Annotated in this window: 9 protein-coding genes; all 9 read right to left on the bottom strand. The window is 68.8% G+C overall.

Annotation, left to right across the window (positions count from 1 at the left end):
• Positions 1-76: 76 nt before the first annotated feature.
• Entirely contained in the window at positions 77-2,896 is a 2,820-nt protein-coding gene (locus DES44_RS04480) for an ATP-binding protein (RefSeq protein WP_058936036.1), read from the bottom strand.
• Complete coding sequence (locus DES44_RS04475) at positions 2,896-3,609, bottom strand: hypothetical protein (RefSeq protein WP_058936037.1); 714 nt, start codon at positions 3,607-3,609, stop codon at positions 2,896-2,898. Before DES44_RS04475 ends, DES44_RS04480 begins: the two co-directional genes overlap by 1 nt.
• A complete protein-coding gene (locus DES44_RS04470; protein ID WP_116001297.1) occupies positions 3,606-5,318 on the bottom strand; it encodes a hypothetical protein in 1,713 nt (570 codons plus the stop codon). The genes DES44_RS04475 and DES44_RS04470 overlap by 4 nt, the downstream gene beginning before the upstream one ends.
• A gap of 128 nt (positions 5,319-5,446) precedes the next feature.
• Positions 5,447-5,965: a GNAT family N-acetyltransferase gene (locus tag DES44_RS04465; protein ID WP_058936038.1), complete on the bottom strand. Its 519-nt coding sequence runs from the start codon at positions 5,963-5,965 to the stop codon at positions 5,447-5,449.
• A gap of 3 nt (positions 5,966-5,968) precedes the next feature.
• Positions 5,969-6,739, bottom strand: a complete 771-nt coding sequence (locus DES44_RS04460; RefSeq protein WP_058936039.1) for a DUF1294 domain-containing protein — start codon at positions 6,737-6,739, stop codon at positions 5,969-5,971.
• Positions 6,740-6,785: 46 nt separating this feature from the next.
• Entirely contained in the window at positions 6,786-8,747 is a 1,962-nt protein-coding gene (locus tag DES44_RS04455; RefSeq protein WP_232309812.1) for a DEAD/DEAH box helicase, read from the bottom strand.
• A gap of 497 nt (positions 8,748-9,244) precedes the next feature.
• Positions 9,245-12,247, bottom strand: a complete 3,003-nt coding sequence (locus DES44_RS04450; protein ID WP_147306945.1) for a DEAD/DEAH box helicase — start codon at positions 12,245-12,247, stop codon at positions 9,245-9,247.
• Complete coding sequence (locus DES44_RS04445) at positions 12,244-14,193, bottom strand: chorismate-binding protein (protein ID WP_058936042.1); 1,950 nt, start codon at positions 14,191-14,193, stop codon at positions 12,244-12,246. The genes DES44_RS04450 and DES44_RS04445 overlap by 4 nt, the downstream gene beginning before the upstream one ends.
• Positions 14,194-14,204: 11 nt before the next feature.
• A complete protein-coding gene (gene orn, locus DES44_RS04440) occupies positions 14,205-14,810 on the bottom strand; it encodes an oligoribonuclease (RefSeq protein WP_058936043.1) in 606 nt (201 codons plus the stop codon).
• Positions 14,811-14,875 lie beyond the last annotated feature (65 nt).

Raw genomic sequence — 14,875 nt, 5'->3', positions numbered from 1 at the left:
AACGGTGGCTGACAAGGAAGCTGGTCACTTGGTCATGACTCCGGTTGCGCCAGTACGCAGCCTGGCGCAAGCCGACTCACCCGTACACCGACTCCTCCGGCCGCCTCGCCAGCACCGCAATCGGCGGTGCCCACCGCTCCCCACGCGGCTTCTTGCTGGTCACCAGCGTAATCTCCGACGGCTCGAACACTTCCACGTTGTGGGTGATCGGCGTCGTCAGCAGATACTGCGCCCGCGTGCTCTTGAGGAAGTGGCCCACCAGCTGGATGTTGCGCACGTCCAGGTGAGCAAACGGCTCGTCGATGAACACGAAGCCGCCCGGCGCATCGTCGTCCTTCATCAGCCCGACCAGCAGGATCAGGCTCTTGAGCACCTGCTGCCCGCCCGACGCTTCCCCGTCGTTCAGCCCCACTTCTCCCTTGCCGTCGAAGTTGAACTTCACATGCAGACCCGCCTGGGCCAGCACCGTGTCGTCGTTGTCCAGATGCGGCAGTTCCGCCTGGGCATGCACCCCGGCCAGCTCGCCCAGCTCCTGCACATTCTTCTTGTAGCGGCGCACGGTGGCGCGCAGCACATCGATGTAGCGCTCGCGGGCATTGAAGGCGGCAATCCGCGCCATCTCATTGCTGGCCCGGCGGTCGTCCAGCTGCGTGGTCTGCTCCAGCACCGCCACCTGCATGCGCGCATGACGGTCCTGCACCTGCGGGTCGGTTTCCCACACGCCGGTGTCCAGTTCCTGCTGCACGTGACGGGCCGCAATCTCGGCCTGCTTGGCATTCTCGAATTCGTCCCGCAGCGCGGCCAGTCGCGTGGGATGTGTCCAGGCCGACGGGAAGCGGGCCTTGGCCTCGCGCGACAGGCGGGCCTGTGCCAGCAGATCATCGCGGCGGGACGCCCAGTCGCGTTCGGCCTTGGAGACGTTCTCTTCGCTCGCCTTCAGCGAGGCCTGCGCGGCTTCATAGTCCCGCTCGCTGCGAGTGCCCTGCGCCACGGCGCGATCGTGTTCCTGGTCCAGCGCCGCCATGCGGGTGGACGCCTCGATCCGCGACTGGCGCAAGCCCGGCAGTCGTGCACGCGCCTGCGCGAACTCCTCGGCCCGCTCCACCAGCTCCTGCGCGGCCTTGTGGCCCTGAGCGGCCCGATGGGCGTCCTTGAGCTGACGTTCGATGTCGACCTGCTCCTTGGCAATGCGCGACAGCTCCAGGTCGTAGCGGGCCAGCTCCTTCTCCAGCGACGCACGACGCGCATCCAGCGCCGAGACCCCAAACTGGAATTCCCGAGGTTCCACCCACAGGCTGCGGCCCCCGCGGCCGTCGCGATAGTAGGCATCCGGCGTGATCCATTCCCCACCGACCCGCGCACCTTCCTCGGTATCCGCCACACAGCGGATCGAGGCCAGCTGACGCAGCAGCCAGCCCGGCGCCTTGGCATTGAACTTCAGCACCGACAGCAGGCTGTGCTTGGGGCTCACCGCCGGGGCCTGTTCCCCATCGGCCACCACGTAGTGCCGATACCGCTCGCGCGAGGCCAGGCGGTAGGCCTGCGCTTCATCGCTGCTGTGGGCCAGCACCACCACCCAGCGGGACGGGCGCAGGAAACCTTCCGCAGCGGCACGCCACTGGTCGTCGGAGATATCGATGCAGTCGGCCAGCACATGGTGCTGGATGCCGGCTTCATCCAACGCCTTGCGAAAGCGCGTGACTTCCTGCGGCGGCGGCGGCAAACGCTGGCCGCTGAGCGCATCCATGGCCGACTGGGCCTTGCGAAGCTGGTCGTTGTGGCGCGTGAAGCTCTCCCGCAATTCATGCTGGCGCGTGCCCAGCTCTTCCAGCCGAGTGGTCAGTGCGGCGCCGTCGGTCTCGACCGCCGCCAGCGCCTTGAGGTCTTCCTCGCGCTTGACCAGGGCTTCCATCGGACGCTCTCCGTCACGCGCCGCCTCGAAGGCCTGACGGGCTTCCTTGCGCTGCGACTCCAGCTCGCTCTGGCGGTTGCGGGCCGCCTCCTGCGCCTGGAACAGCGACAGCAGGTGGGCCCGCTTCTCGCTCATGCCGCGTTCGTCGGAACGGGCGAAGAGCCGCTGACGATGCAGGTCGCGCAGCTGCTGCGCGGTGCGCTGGCGCTGCTCGCTCCATTGCAGCACCGGCACCACTTCGGTGGCCAGGCGCTCGCGCTCTTTCAGGCGCAGCTGATATTGCTGATAGCTGTTGACGCGGTTGGACAGGTCGGAGAGCTGCGCCTGCGCATGCGAGAGCTCATGCGTGGCCTGCTCCACTTCCTTGAGCAGTTGCTGCTGATGGTTGCGGGCCAGTTCATAGCGGTCCAGCACTTCCTGGTCGCCAAAGACTTCAAAGACCAGCCGCAGCAGTTCCTTCGGGGACAGTTCGCACAAGCGGTCGGTCTGCCCCTGCTCCAGCGCCAGCACGCGGCCGATGGCCCGGGTCAGGCCGGCAGCCTCCAGCCGCTTCTTCCAGGCCTCGATGCCCAGCCAGTCCTTGTCGGCCTTCTGGTCCAGCGCCTCGATTTCATGGACGCCATCGGCCAGGATGTAGCGGCGCACCCAGTCCCCGCCCTGACGCGAGATGCGGCACGCCAGGGTCACCTGGTCCGAATAGAGCAGCGAGCTGGCAAAGGGCCGGCTGCTGTTCTGACGGCCGCGCGGACGGTTGTCCACCAGCGCACGCAGCCAGGCGGTTTCCGCATTGGCGTGGCGGGCATAGGTCTTGTAGGTGCGGCCGCCGGAGCATTCCAGGCCCAGCAGGGTGCGCATCGCATCCAGCAGCGTGGTCTTGCCCGAGCCGTTCGGGCCGGCAATGGTGATGATGTTGCCGTCCAGCGGCATCGAGACGCGGCGGCAATAGTCCCAGTGCAGCAGTTCCAGGGATTGGAGATGAAACATCAGGAATCGCTCAGGTCAGATTCTTCGTTGTGGCGCGCGGCCAGGATGGCGTTGAGCAGCGGGCTGGCTTCGCCGTCGGTGGAGCGGGCCAGCACATCGGCCAGCGCGCCGTCCAGGATGCGCGGCGCCAGGGTGTCGTAGTCCAGCAGCAGGTCCAGCAAAGGTCCTTCGGCAATGTCTTCGCCTTTGCGAGTGATGAAGCCCTGACGCTCCAGCAGCTTGAGGTTGGCGTCCAGCCGCATCTTCTTGCCCAGCTGGTTGCCGAAGTCCGCCAGCAGGCTGCGGTAGGACAAGGTCGGCGCACTGCTCGCGGCGCTGGGCATCGGTTTGTCGGTGGCGAACATCTCGCCCTGCCCTTCGGCGGCTTCCTCGGCGCGGGCCAACTGGCGCTGGCGCTTGGGCAGCACGATCAGCGCCCACAGCACCACCAGCAAGGCCACGCCGTCGCGCGGCAGGTCCAGGTTGTTGTTGGACGCCAGGCCGGTTTCACCAAAGACCGCCACCTCGGCGGGACGCAGCATGGCCAGACTGATGTGGTCGGCATAGACGTTGTCCACGATGCGCATGCCCACGGCGGCCAGGCGCTCGTTGACGGCGCGCCAGAGTTCCTGGTCGATCAGGGCCCGGCGCACCAGCGGCTGGTTGCGGGGCAGCCAGCGTCGGGCCAGCAGTTGGGCCGCCAGATGGGCGGCGTCGTCGAGAGAGGGGCTCATGGCTGTGAAGAGGCTTCAGGGACCGGGGTGTCGTCGTCGCCAACAGGGTCGGCGCGCAAGGTGGGTCCAGGCGATGAGAGGGGCGCTTGCGCGGCAGCGGTGCCGGCAAGTGCGTCGGGGACAGCCGGCGACGCGGCTGCGGTGTTGGGCGGGGGCGTTTCAGTGGTGACTGCTACGGTGGTGGCGTCCGCGGTGGAGGCTCCAGCGGTAGTGGCATCCGCAGTGGTGGCATCCGCGGTGGCGACGTCCGCGACTGGGGCTTCCGTTGTTGGGGCTTCCGTGGCGGAAGCACCCGCAGCCGGGGCCGCCTCCGCCACCTTCTTGCGGCGGCCACGCTTGGGCGGTTCAGCGGGCGGCGGCGGCGCCAGGGGCGAGCCTTCCGGCTCCCGCGGCGGTTCCACGTCGGCACCGTGCAGCACGCCTTCGCTCATCCAGCGCACGTACTCGTCCTGCACCGGCCCCTGCTGGGCCGACCAGCGCACCCGCCACGGCTGGCGGGCCATGTCGCCGGTGGCGCCGGCCAGATGCTGCGCTTGCGGGTCCCCGAGCAGCGGCAGCAACTGGGCGCGATAAGCCGCGCGGGCATAACTGCCGCCGAGCACCGCCGGCCGCAGGTCGTTCATCGAGATGCCGGCCTGGTTCCAGGTGCCCAGCAGCGTCTGCAGCTCGCCCATGTCCGGCGGCAGGCTCATCACGGCCAGCTTGCCTTCAGGCGCCTGCAGCCCGTCGGGCAGCGGTTCCACCGCGGGCGGCTTGGGTCGGTCGCGTTCAAACTCCGCTTCGCAGGTGTCCAGCAGTTCATGCTGGGCCACGAAGACCGGATGCACCGGGCGGGACAGCGCCCCCAGCGCCAGGTTCTCCAGGAAAGGCACTTCCTGCAGCCAGCGTCGCACGTCGGTGGTGGTGATGCCGGTGGAGCCCAGCGTCACCCGCTGGCGGTCGGCCTGTTGCAAGGCCCGGTTGAACTGGCTGGCCATGGCCAGCAGGCGCGCCTGGGCCAGGCCCAGTTCACGCGCCAGCCGCTCCAGCCGCGCATTGCCTTCGCTCTGCGCCTGCGAAATGATGGCGGACAGCGCCTCGCTGGCTTTTTCCACCAGCTTGAGCGCGCGCTCAAAGCGCATGCGGGCGCGGCGAAGATGGAATTCCGATCCGGACGCGATGGCGTCCGCGAACTCGTTGTACAGCCGCGAGAGCTGCGCCAGCAGATGGTGCAGCTGCGCCGGCTCCAGCGTGCCCAACTGCTGCGCGCCGGCCACGTTGGCCAGCAGGCCGACCAGGTCACCGTCCTGGTCCTGCGCCTGCGTCAGCGGAGACACCAGCGCCATCAACTGCTGCGCCAGCGGCGTCACGCCGTAATGCTGATTGGAGCCGTCCCAGGCCAGCAACTGCGCATCGCGCAGCCGTTTGAGGACGAGGTCCAGCGCCTCGTCGCGCAGGACGTGGAAGTGCCGGTTGAGGTCGTCGCGGGTCAGGCGCGAATGCGGCAGGGTCATCAGCTCGATGAACACCCACACGCGCAGCCGCACCAGCGTGGACGGGCCGTGGAACAGCGCGCGGTGCGCCGCCAGCAAGGCCTCGTTTCGCTCCAGCTGCCACCACAGGAGGGATTCCTGCGGCAGTTGCCCCTCGCGGAAATAGTCTTCGAAGGAAGGTTCGGGGAGATCGTCGCGCAGCGGATCGTCCGCCACGCTTCCCGGGATCGCAGTCATGCGGTGATTATCCCAGCCTCGGCGGCCCCTCTCGACCGTGCCGATGGGGGTGAACCCGAATCCGGGCGAATGCTTGACAGCAGCGGAGGCCGCAGGTGCGGAGCCCTTGACGCGACGCGGACCGTCGGTCAGGCCGCCACCAGGCTGCGGCGCATCAGGCGCGCATCCGGACCAAAGCTGTCCAGCTTGTCCTGCAGCGCGGTAGACAGGGGGGCCGCGGCGTCCTGGAAGCCCAGCCGCTGCCAATAGGCGCCGGAGTCCTGCACGGCCACCAGGGCCACTTCCTGCAGGCCCATGTCGCGGGCGCGGCGCAGCACCTGCTCCACCAGCTTGTGGCCCAGCTTGTGCGCACGTCCGGCGGGCGAGACGGCCAGGTCGTGCAGATACAAGGTGCGCGGTGCGCGGGCCGGGGCCCATTCCGGTGCATCCAGCCCCGGCAGCTGATCGTCATCGACCGGCAGGCTCACCACGTAGCCCAGCGGCTGCTCGCCCTGGACGGCCAGGAAGGAGCAATGCAGCCCGCGGGTCGCGCGCAGCTTGGCCTGGAAGGCATCGGCGCTTTCGTGGAACTGTGGCGCGTAGCACTGGGCCTGCAAGGCCAGCACGGCCGGCACGTCCGCCGTATCGATCACTTTCAACTGCAACATGACTCAGAACACGCCCGCGGCATGCGACCTCAGCAGAGACGGCACCAGCGGTGTGAAAACAAGGACAAACAACAGGATGTTGAGCGCGGTGCTCAACCAGAAGAAGCGCCGAAAGCTCGGCTTGGCGCTTTTGTGTCGAAGCAAGTGTTGCGCCAGCAAGGCGCCGGGCCAGCCGCAAAGCAGCGCCAGGCCATGCAGCGTGTTTTCCTTCACACGCCACTGGCCGAGCTTGGCCGCACGCTTGTCCAGCGCATACACGATGAAGGTGGCCAGACTCATGGCCATGTAGACACCCCACAAGGCATGGGGCAGTGGCCAGGCCAGGTGCGTCAGCAGCACCAGGCTGGCGAAGACGGGAATGAGCCAGAGCTCGGCGTTGCTGGCCGTGGATGAGCCCGCATTGCCTGCTGCTGGGGCGGCGCCGGCTGCGCGTGGACCGGCAGGGCCCGCGCGACCCGCGGCAGCGCCACCGGCCGCCCGGCCAGCGCCGCTGCGAGCGGCTCCCGCAGCACCGGCACCATGGGTGCCACCAGCGCCAGGCGCGGGTCCAGCCGGTGCGGGCTTGGGCTCCAGGCTCCGCACGTTCATCGCGCGCGACTTGCCCTGCCCGTCCAGCCCGACCTCGTAGCTGACCCGCTCCCCCACGAAGGGGCGACGCGAGCGCAGACCGAAGGCGCGGGCATGGACAAAGATCTTCGACCCACCGGCCGAAGGCGCAATGAAGCCGTAGCCTTTGGCGTCATCCCACTGGATGACCTTGCCTTCCACCCGCATTCGTCCGCTCCGCGCCGTCCGTCTCCTTCAGTCCCTCAAGGCGAGGTCAGAAGCCCTTGCGCGGACCGGTGCGACGGCCCTGGAAGCCACCGCGGTCCTGGCGGTCATCGCTGCGCGGACCACGCGGAGCACCCGGCTTGCCCGCGAAACGCGGCGCGCCTTCCGGACGACCTTCGAAGCGGGCGCGGTCGTCAAACCGGTTGTCGCCACCCCGGAAGGCCGGACGTTCCTGACGGTCGCCACGCGGCTCGAAGCCACGGTTGTCGGCGCCACGCTGCGGACGCGGCTGGAAGCCGGCACCGTCACGACGCTCGCCGCCACGGCCCTGGCCGTCGCGTTGGAACGGGGGACGCTGGTCACCAAAACGCGGCGCGTCGGGACGACGGTCACCACGCGGCTCGAAGCGACCTTCCGGACGTGCATCCGGACGACCTTCGAAACGCGGCGGACGGTTCTCGAAACGGGCACCCTGGTCGCCACCACGCGGCTCGAAGCGCGGGCCGCGGTTGTCACCACGGTCGAAACGCGGGTCGCCGCCACGGCCTTCACCGCGGTTGTCGAAACGGGCACCACCGCCATGACCTTGGCCATAGCCCTGGCCATAACCACGGCTCTGGCCGCCACCGAAGCCGCCACGGTTGCCACCGCGGAAGTCACCTCGGGTGTCGCCACCGCGGGCATTGCGGTCCCGCGGGGGATAGATGCGCGGCTCTTCATTGCGCGGCTCCAGGCCCTCGATGCGAGAGACCGGGATGGATTGGGTGGTGAACTGCTGGATGCGCTTGATCATCGACAGATCCTGGCGCTCGGCCAGGGTCACGGCGATGCCGGAGCGACCTGCACGGCCGGTACGGCCGATACGGTGCACGTAGTCCTCGGCCTTCATCGGCAGGCCGAAGTTGATCACGTGGGAGATGGTGGGCACGTCGATGCCGCGGGCAGCGACGTCGGTGGCCACCAGCACGCGCAGGTCGCGGCGACGCAGCATCATCAGCGTGCGGTTGCGCTTGCCCTGCGGCATGCCGCCATGCAGTGCGGCCACGCGGTGACCGATTTCCGCCAGCGCATCGGCCAGCCATTCGGTGTCCTGCTGGGTGCTGGTGAAGACCACGGCCTGGTCCACGTCACGCTCGCCCAGGATGTGCTCCAGCAGCTTGCGCTTGTGCTGGCCGTTGTCGGCCCAGTGCAGACGCTGCTCGATGTTTTCGTGGGTTTCGGTGTGGCCGCTGACGTCGATGCGCTGCGGGTCCTTCATCAGCTGCTCGGCCAGGCGACCGGTGTGGCCGGCGAAGGTGGCCGAATACATCAGGGTCTGGCGGGCCACCGGCAGTTGCTGGGCCACGAACTCGATGTCTTCGATGAAGCCCATGTCCAGCATGCGGTCGGCTTCGTCCAGCACGAACATGGTGACGTTGTCCAGCTTGCAGCGACCGCTGTTGATGTGGTCCAGCAGACGGCCGGGGGTGGCGATCAGGATGTCCAGCGGGCCGCTGAGCATGCGCAGCTGCAGGGCGTAGGGCATGCCGCCCAGCACCGTGGCCACGCGCAGGCCCTGGATGTGACGGCCATAGGTCATGGCCGACTTGGAAACCTGCATGGCCAGTTCACGGGTGGGTGCCAGCACCAGCACGCGCGGGCCTTGCACCTTGACCTTGGGGCCGGTGGCACGGGCGGCACGGGCTTCGAGCACCTGCTGCAGGGCCGGGAGGATGAACGACGCGGTCTTGCCGGAGCCGGTGCGGGACGAGACCATCAGGTCGGCGCCGCCCAGGGCCGGCGGAATGGCGCGGGCTTGCACGTCAGTGGCGTGCTCGTAGCCGGAGTCCTTCACGGCGCGCTGCAGCGCCTCGTGCAGACCCAGGGTGGAGAAGGCCACGCCGGACGGGGCGGCAGCCACGGGGGACGCCTCGACGTCGGCCTGCGTGTCCAGCGTGCCGGTCTCGGCATCCATCTGGTCGTCGATCAGGTCGGCGTTCTGGGGGGCGTTCAGTTCTTGGTTCACAGTCATCTCAAGTCCAAAGAAGCGCCTGGCTGTCGGTGCGGCATGCAATGCCCACGGATGGCCGGGTCGCTGTCCGCCCGCGGGACACACGGGTGCCGCGGCGGAGGGTCATGTCGCTGGGAGAAAGCTCGCGTCGATCACCTGGGCTTGGCATGAAGATGCGCAAGGAGCCGGGTGAGGCGCCGGGGAACAGTCATAGCGACGGCATCGCCGCCGACCGAACCCGAGGGCTTGCAGTGCATCAAACACGTGAAGGCCAGGACGGCCAGCGTGTTGCAGACTCCAAAGAATCCCGAAGGATTCTGGCGGCCTGCGACGGACTGCAAAGTGGTCAGAGGAGACGTACGAAACATCGGGCAAGGGCCAGTGCCAAGAACTGCCAGTGCAAAGCACAGGCCCGCCGATGAAGAGCGCGAGTATAGCCTCACTTTCGGGGTTTCCCCTAGCCCCTCCCCCGTGTGCGGGGATAGGGGCCTTGAGAGACCCTCAAGGGCGGGCTTTCGTCACAGCCCGTCCAGCAGGGCCGGCAGCACGGCCATCAGCGCCTGCACATCTTCGGCATCCAGCCAGGTCGGCGGGGCATCCAGCCAGTGCGGGAAGCTCAGGCCCTTGGCATGGGCCTGGCTCAGCCCGGCATCCAGCGAGCCGCTGATCAGCAGCAGCGCCGCAGGAACGCCGCAGCAGTCATCGCCGCAGGCCTGCATCACCCGCTCGTCCAGCGTGGAGGCTTGCCAGGGCAGGTCAGCATGGATCACCGCGACGCGGTCCTGCGACAGCAGTCCGGCCGGGACCGCTGCCAGCGCATCGTCACTGGCCATCAGCACACCGGCCGGCGCATCGCGCCAGGCCTTGAGGGTGGCCGCGCGCTGCTCGGCGCTGTCACCCGCACGCAGACGGTGAGGCGGCAGGCGGCGCAGTTGCGGCGACTGGCCCAGACTGTCGAGCAGCGTTTCGGAGCGGCTGCAGACCAGCAGACGGCTGGCCGCCGGCGTGGCCGACTCCACCCAGTCGCGCCGCACCGCCAGCACCGCTTCCGCCTTGGCAGCCAGTGCCTGGCGTGATGACGGCGGCAGCAGTGCCAGCGCTTCCATCAGCTGCTGCTGCTCGGCACTGTTTAGGAAGGGACGCGCGGCCCAGCGCTCCAGCGTCTGGCGCAGTTGCTTCAGCGGTCCTTGCGGCAGGCTGCTGCCGGCGGCGTCCAGCCACATCGGCGTCAGCAGGCAGGCGGGCAGGCGCTCGTGCAGCTCGCGCTTGCGGCGGGACAGGATCACTGCTTCCAGCGCCTCGCGCACCGCCTTCTTGCCGGCGTCCTGCGGCAGTGCCGACAGACGCGCCCAGGGGCCGCGACGGGCGCTGTCCAGCCAGTCCACCCACTTCGTCAGCGCAGGCTGGCCCAGCGGTTCCTGATGCGCGATCAGCAGCAGCTGCGCGCCGGTGCGGCTTTCCAGGGCGCGCAGCGTTTCCAGCCGCGTGTCATCCATGAGGTCGATGCCGTCCACCACCAGCAGGGCTGGCGCATGGCGTGCGGTAGGCGCTTCCGCGACCGTCACCGCTGAAGCGCCCTCCCCCAGCCAGCGGGACAGGTCGCGCTGCCAGGCCGCATGGGCAGCCGCCGGAGCGATCACCAGGGCCGGGCTGGCACCGAACAGGTGGTCCCACAGCCGGATGGCGGCAATGGCGGCACCCCGTTGGCCCAGGCCCAGGTCGTCGGCCACCAGGGCGCGGCCGGCGCAGACGGCAAACAGCGCGGCTTCCCACTGGTGAGGCGACAGCGTGTCCTTCAACAAGGCCTGTGCGGCGGCACCGTCGGCGAGGAAGGCTTCCAGTCGGGACACCCGCGCCTGGGCGTCACGACCCCAGGCCAGTTGCGGCCAGACGGGCGCGTCCACCCGCAAGGGCACACCGGCGGCACGCGCCTGCGCCACCAGCGATTGCAGCCAGTCCTGCGACAGTTCCGCATCCCGGCGGTGACGCTCGTCCAGACCCGGTTGGTCGCGCAGGGCCGCGGGCACGTCGTTGCCGGCGATCCACTGCAGGCGGCGCTCGTCACCCGGCACCAGCCAGACCTCGGCCTCGCGGGCGGGCCAGCCGCCCTCCAGCGTGTCGTCCTGTTCATCGGTGAACAGCGCCATCAGTTCGTCACCGTGTTCGCAGTCGCCTTGCGCCAGGTAGCCTGCGCAATCGCAGCGCCACAGCGACCGGCCCAGCAGACGCAGGCGGAAGGTGCCGCCGGTGTCGGCGTCGCGCAGCTCGTAGTCGCCGAAAACCGTGTCATCTTCGCGAGGGCCGAGGGTGAAGCGCAGAGGCGGTGGCGCGTCGGGATCGGCGTTTGCGGCGGCAGCGCTCAGGCTCGGCTTGCGGCGGTTGCGGGAGGGAGTGGGGGCTGCAGGGGCTTCGTCTGCAGGCACTTCACCAGGCTCGCTGGGGACGAAGGTGTCGCGGTGCGCGTCTTCGTCGCCGAAGGAATCGTCGGACTGTGAATGGCGGGCGCGCTGATCGTAGGTGCGGTCATCTTCACGGCCTTCCTCACGGTCGTCTGAGCGGTCGTACGAACTGTCCTCCGCATGGTCGTGCGCTTGGGGATATCGGTGTTCGTCCGACTGGTCGTCCGTCCGCTCGGACGCCGGCTGACGCCCTTTGCGCGCAGGCTTGCGATTGCGCTCTGGTCTGGGCGCCACGGGCGCAGGGTCGACCGGCTCGATCCCACCGACGGCCGCATCCAGGGCGGCGTCCGCTGCGAATGCATCGTCCTCATCGGACATCAGCGCCTGGAAGATGTCTTCGACGGCATCGTCGATGGACTCGGGCATGAGCGAGGCCGGCAGGACAGTGGGAGCCGGTGTCGGCGTAGCGGCAGCCCCGCGCGCGGATCGTGGCTTGGCCGGGCGCTTCGAGGCACGGGCGGCGGCTGCATCGTCGGAAACTTCCGATGCTGGCGAGGCGGCCGCCACGTCAGCGCCGATTACGGCGGCACCTGTTGCGCCAGCGCCAGCATCAGCATCAGCGACGTTGGCAGCGCCAGCGGCATCTCCAGCAAGAGTAGTGCCGGCGCCGTGCGCAGCAGCCTCGCCGACGGACGTGCTTGTGGGAGCTTGAGGGGTGGAACCGTCTCCGGCGATGGCTTCGTCAGCATTAGTGACCCCATCAGCATCGGTGGCCACCTCTGCACCAATGGCAGTCTCTGCATTGCTGACATCAGCGGCGGTTTTCGAAGCGCGACGCTTCGACGGCGCTGCGGCCTTGCCGGCTGCAGTCTTCGCGGCCTTGGCCTTCGGCGCGGTGGTCTTGGAGGCCTTGGTGGCTACAGGCTTGGCTTCCGCTGTCGCATCCGAAGGGGACTCGGTCGAAGCCGAAGCCGAATCCGACGCCAAAGGCGCCGCCGGCACGTCCGCCGGAAACAGATCCAGCGACACATCGCCAACGATCTCGGCAATGGCTTCCGCCGGCGCCATCGCGGCACGCGGCTTTCGCGCCGGAGCACGGCGCTTGGGGGGAGTGGTGGTCATGAAAGGTCCTGAGGCAGCAGCCGGGCGTCTCGCCAGCCGCGCACACTGTTGAAGACGGCAAGCGCATGGGCCCGCCGCAAATCGTCGAGATGGAGCCGGGCTTCGCGGATGCGGCCCTGCTCCAGCAGTTCTTCCCGCATGACGCCCGGCAGCAGGCCGGCGTCCAGCGGTGGGGTGAGCCAGGGGCCGTCCGGCCCGTCCAGCTGCACCGCCAGGTTGGTCAGGCAGCCCTCGGTGAGCTCGCCGTCCCGGTTGAACAGCAGCACATCCAGGCAGTCCGCCGGCTTGTGGTCCAGATGCGCCTGGTAGATCGCCCGGCGCGTCGTCTTGTGCTGAAGGAATTCGGCGTCCGGGCCGCGGGCATCCACCGGCGTGCGCGCCAGCGCCACCCACACCGGGGAGGTGTCATGCACCAGCGGCTGGATCTGCTGCGTCCATTCACCCTGGCGACCCACGGTGATCCGCACGCGCCACAAGCCGGCCGGATGCGCCGCTGCGATGGCAGCGAGCCGTTCCCGCACCGGCTCCAGCCCAGCTTGCAGATTGAAGTGGCGCAGCGTGCGATGCAGGCGCTGCAGATGCCGTGCCTCACGCTGGAAGACACCGTCCTCCAGGCGAAGCGTCTCCAGGGCCTCGATGGGGGCCTGCGCCCTGGAGAGGAATCGCAGCTTGGCACGCCACTCGTCGATCTCTGCCGCGGCGGCCGAATCCAGCGTGATGGCACTGCCGACGCCACACTCAGCACCCCCATCCTGCCGCAGCGTAACCGTGCGGATCGGCACGTTGAAGGTCGCCGCACCGCCGGGCTGCATCAGCCCAAGCGCGCCGGTATACCAGCCCCGCTGGCCTGGCTCCAGCTCGTGGATGATCTGCATGGCGCGGCGCTTGGGTGCACCGGTCACCGAGCCGCAGGGGAACAAGGCAGTGAACAGGTCGTCCAGCGCCAGCCCTGCACGGCTGATCGCGCTGACGGTGGAGGTCATCTGCCAGACCGTCGGCAAGGCATGCAGCTCGAACAGGCGCGGCACCCGCACCGACCCGGTCACCGCCACCCGCGACAGGTCGTTGCGCAGCAGGTCCACGATCATCAGGTTCTCGGCGCGTTCCTTCTCGCTGGTGCGCAGGTAGGCCTGCGCGGCCTCGTCGGCAGCGCGATCGCGGCCGCGGGGCGCGGTGCCCTTCATCGGCTGGGTCGAGAGCAGCCAGGTGTGGGTCGCCTCGGGCGTTTCCGGCAGCGGACGCCAGTCGAAGAACAGCTCCGGGGAGACGCTCGCGACGGTGTCGCCGTCCGCCAATCGCAGCAGCAGCGCGAAGCCGCCTGGCTGGGCCGCATGCAGGGCGAAAAAATAGGCGACGGGGTCGAAGTCGGGGCCGGCCTGCGCCCGCACGCGGGTGCACAGATTGACCTGGTAGCAGTCGCCCGCGCGGATGTAGTTGCGCACCCGCTCGATCTGGTCGGCCTCGGCGGCATCGGACTGCACGTCCTGCCAGGCCGACAGGTCATGCGCTCGCAGGGCTTCGGTGGCGGGCCACGGCTGCGGGGCAATGTCCCAGACCGCAAATTCGGCCAGCAGCGGCCTCGCGTCAACCGCACCGGCCGACATCGTGCCCTCGGCGTGCCCCCGTTCTGCGGGCGACAGCGGCAACGCCCCTGTCGCACGAGTCGTGGCAGAAGTCGCCTCAAAAATCGCCGCAGTGTCCAGCGCCGGATCCAGCGCCCCCGCCGCCTCATACCGCACCCCGCCCAGCACCCACGCCCCGGCCTGCGACGCCGCATGCGCCTCGCGCAGCACCGCCCGCAGCGACACCGGGTCGCGCGCGACCAGGCGACGCGCCGGCGGCTGCACAAAGCATCCGCGCACGCGTTCACCGTCCTCACGCGCCAGCGGGTGGCGCGGAAAGTCAAAAGCCGCCCACAGCATCGCCGGGCGGCGCGGGTCGTCCATGGTGTCCGGGCTCAGTCGAGCTTGAGGAAATGCTCGCGGTAGTGGATCAGCTCGTCAATCGATTCATGGATGTCCGCCAGGGCCGTGTGCTTCTGGGCTTTCTTGAAGCCTTCCATGGCAGCCGGCTTCCAGCGGCGAGCCAGTTCCTTCAGCGTGGAAACGTCCAGGTTGCGGTAGTGGAAGAAGTCTTCCAGCTTGGGCATGTAGTTGGCCAGGAAACGGCGGTCCTGGCAGATGGAGTTGCCGCACATCGGCGACTTGTTGGCCGGCACATAGGCCTTGAGGAAGTCGATGACGCGGGTTTGCGCCTCTTCCTCGCTGATGGTGGAGGCCTTGACGCGGTCGATCAGGCCGCTCTTGCCGTGGGTGCCCTTGTTCCAGGCATCCATCTTGTCCAGCGTCTCGTCGCTCTGATGGATGGCAAACACCGGCCCCTCCACGCGGATGGCCAGGGTGGGATCGGTCACCACCACGGCGATCTCGATGATGCGGTCGGTGTTCGGGAACAGACCGGTCATTTCCAGGTCGATCCAGATCAGGTTCTGGTCGCTCGGGGCCAGGACGGGCGTGGCGGCAATTGTGGCGGCAGGTGTGGCGGGCGTGGCGTCAATGCTCATGTGAATCCTTGTGGTGCCTCCAGGGGCGCAGACGGTGCCGCGCTGCGCCAAGGCAACAGCGGGGG

It is taken from the genome of Roseateles depolymerans (assembly GCF_003387155.1).
Lineage (GTDB): Bacteria > Pseudomonadota > Gammaproteobacteria > Burkholderiales > Burkholderiaceae_C > Roseateles > Roseateles depolymerans.
This window is presented reverse-complemented; position numbering and strand designations above follow the sequence as displayed.

What these genes read in the sequence shown, in the direction of transcription:
- DES44_RS04480 (WP_058936036.1), bottom strand. Translation starts at nt 2,896, where the DNA reads ATGTTTCATCTCCAATCCCTGGAACTGCTGCACTGGGACTATTGCCGC.
- DES44_RS04475 (WP_058936037.1), bottom strand. Translation starts at nt 3,609, where the DNA reads ATGAGCCCCTCTCTCGACGACGCCGCCCATCTGGCGGCCCAACTGCTG.
- DES44_RS04470 (WP_116001297.1), bottom strand. Translation starts at nt 5,318, where the DNA reads ATGACTGCGATCCCGGGAAGCGTGGCGGACGATCCGCTGCGCGACGAT.
- DES44_RS04465 (WP_058936038.1), bottom strand. Translation starts at nt 5,965, where the DNA reads ATGTTGCAGTTGAAAGTGATCGATACGGCGGACGTGCCGGCCGTGCTG.
- DES44_RS04460 (WP_058936039.1), bottom strand. Translation starts at nt 6,739, where the DNA reads ATGCGGGTGGAAGGCAAGGTCATCCAGTGGGATGACGCCAAAGGCTAC.
- DES44_RS04455 (WP_232309812.1), bottom strand. Translation starts at nt 8,747, where the DNA reads ATGACTGTGAACCAAGAACTGAACGCCCCCCAGAACGCCGACCTGATC.
- DES44_RS04450 (WP_147306945.1), bottom strand. Translation starts at nt 12,247, where the DNA reads ATGACCACCACTCCCCCCAAGCGCCGTGCTCCGGCGCGAAAGCCGCGT.
- DES44_RS04445 (WP_058936042.1), bottom strand. Translation starts at nt 14,193, where the DNA reads ATGGACGACCCGCGCCGCCCGGCGATGCTGTGGGCGGCTTTTGACTTT.
- orn (WP_058936043.1), bottom strand. Translation starts at nt 14,810, where the DNA reads ATGAGCATTGACGCCACGCCCGCCACACCTGCCGCCACAATTGCCGCC.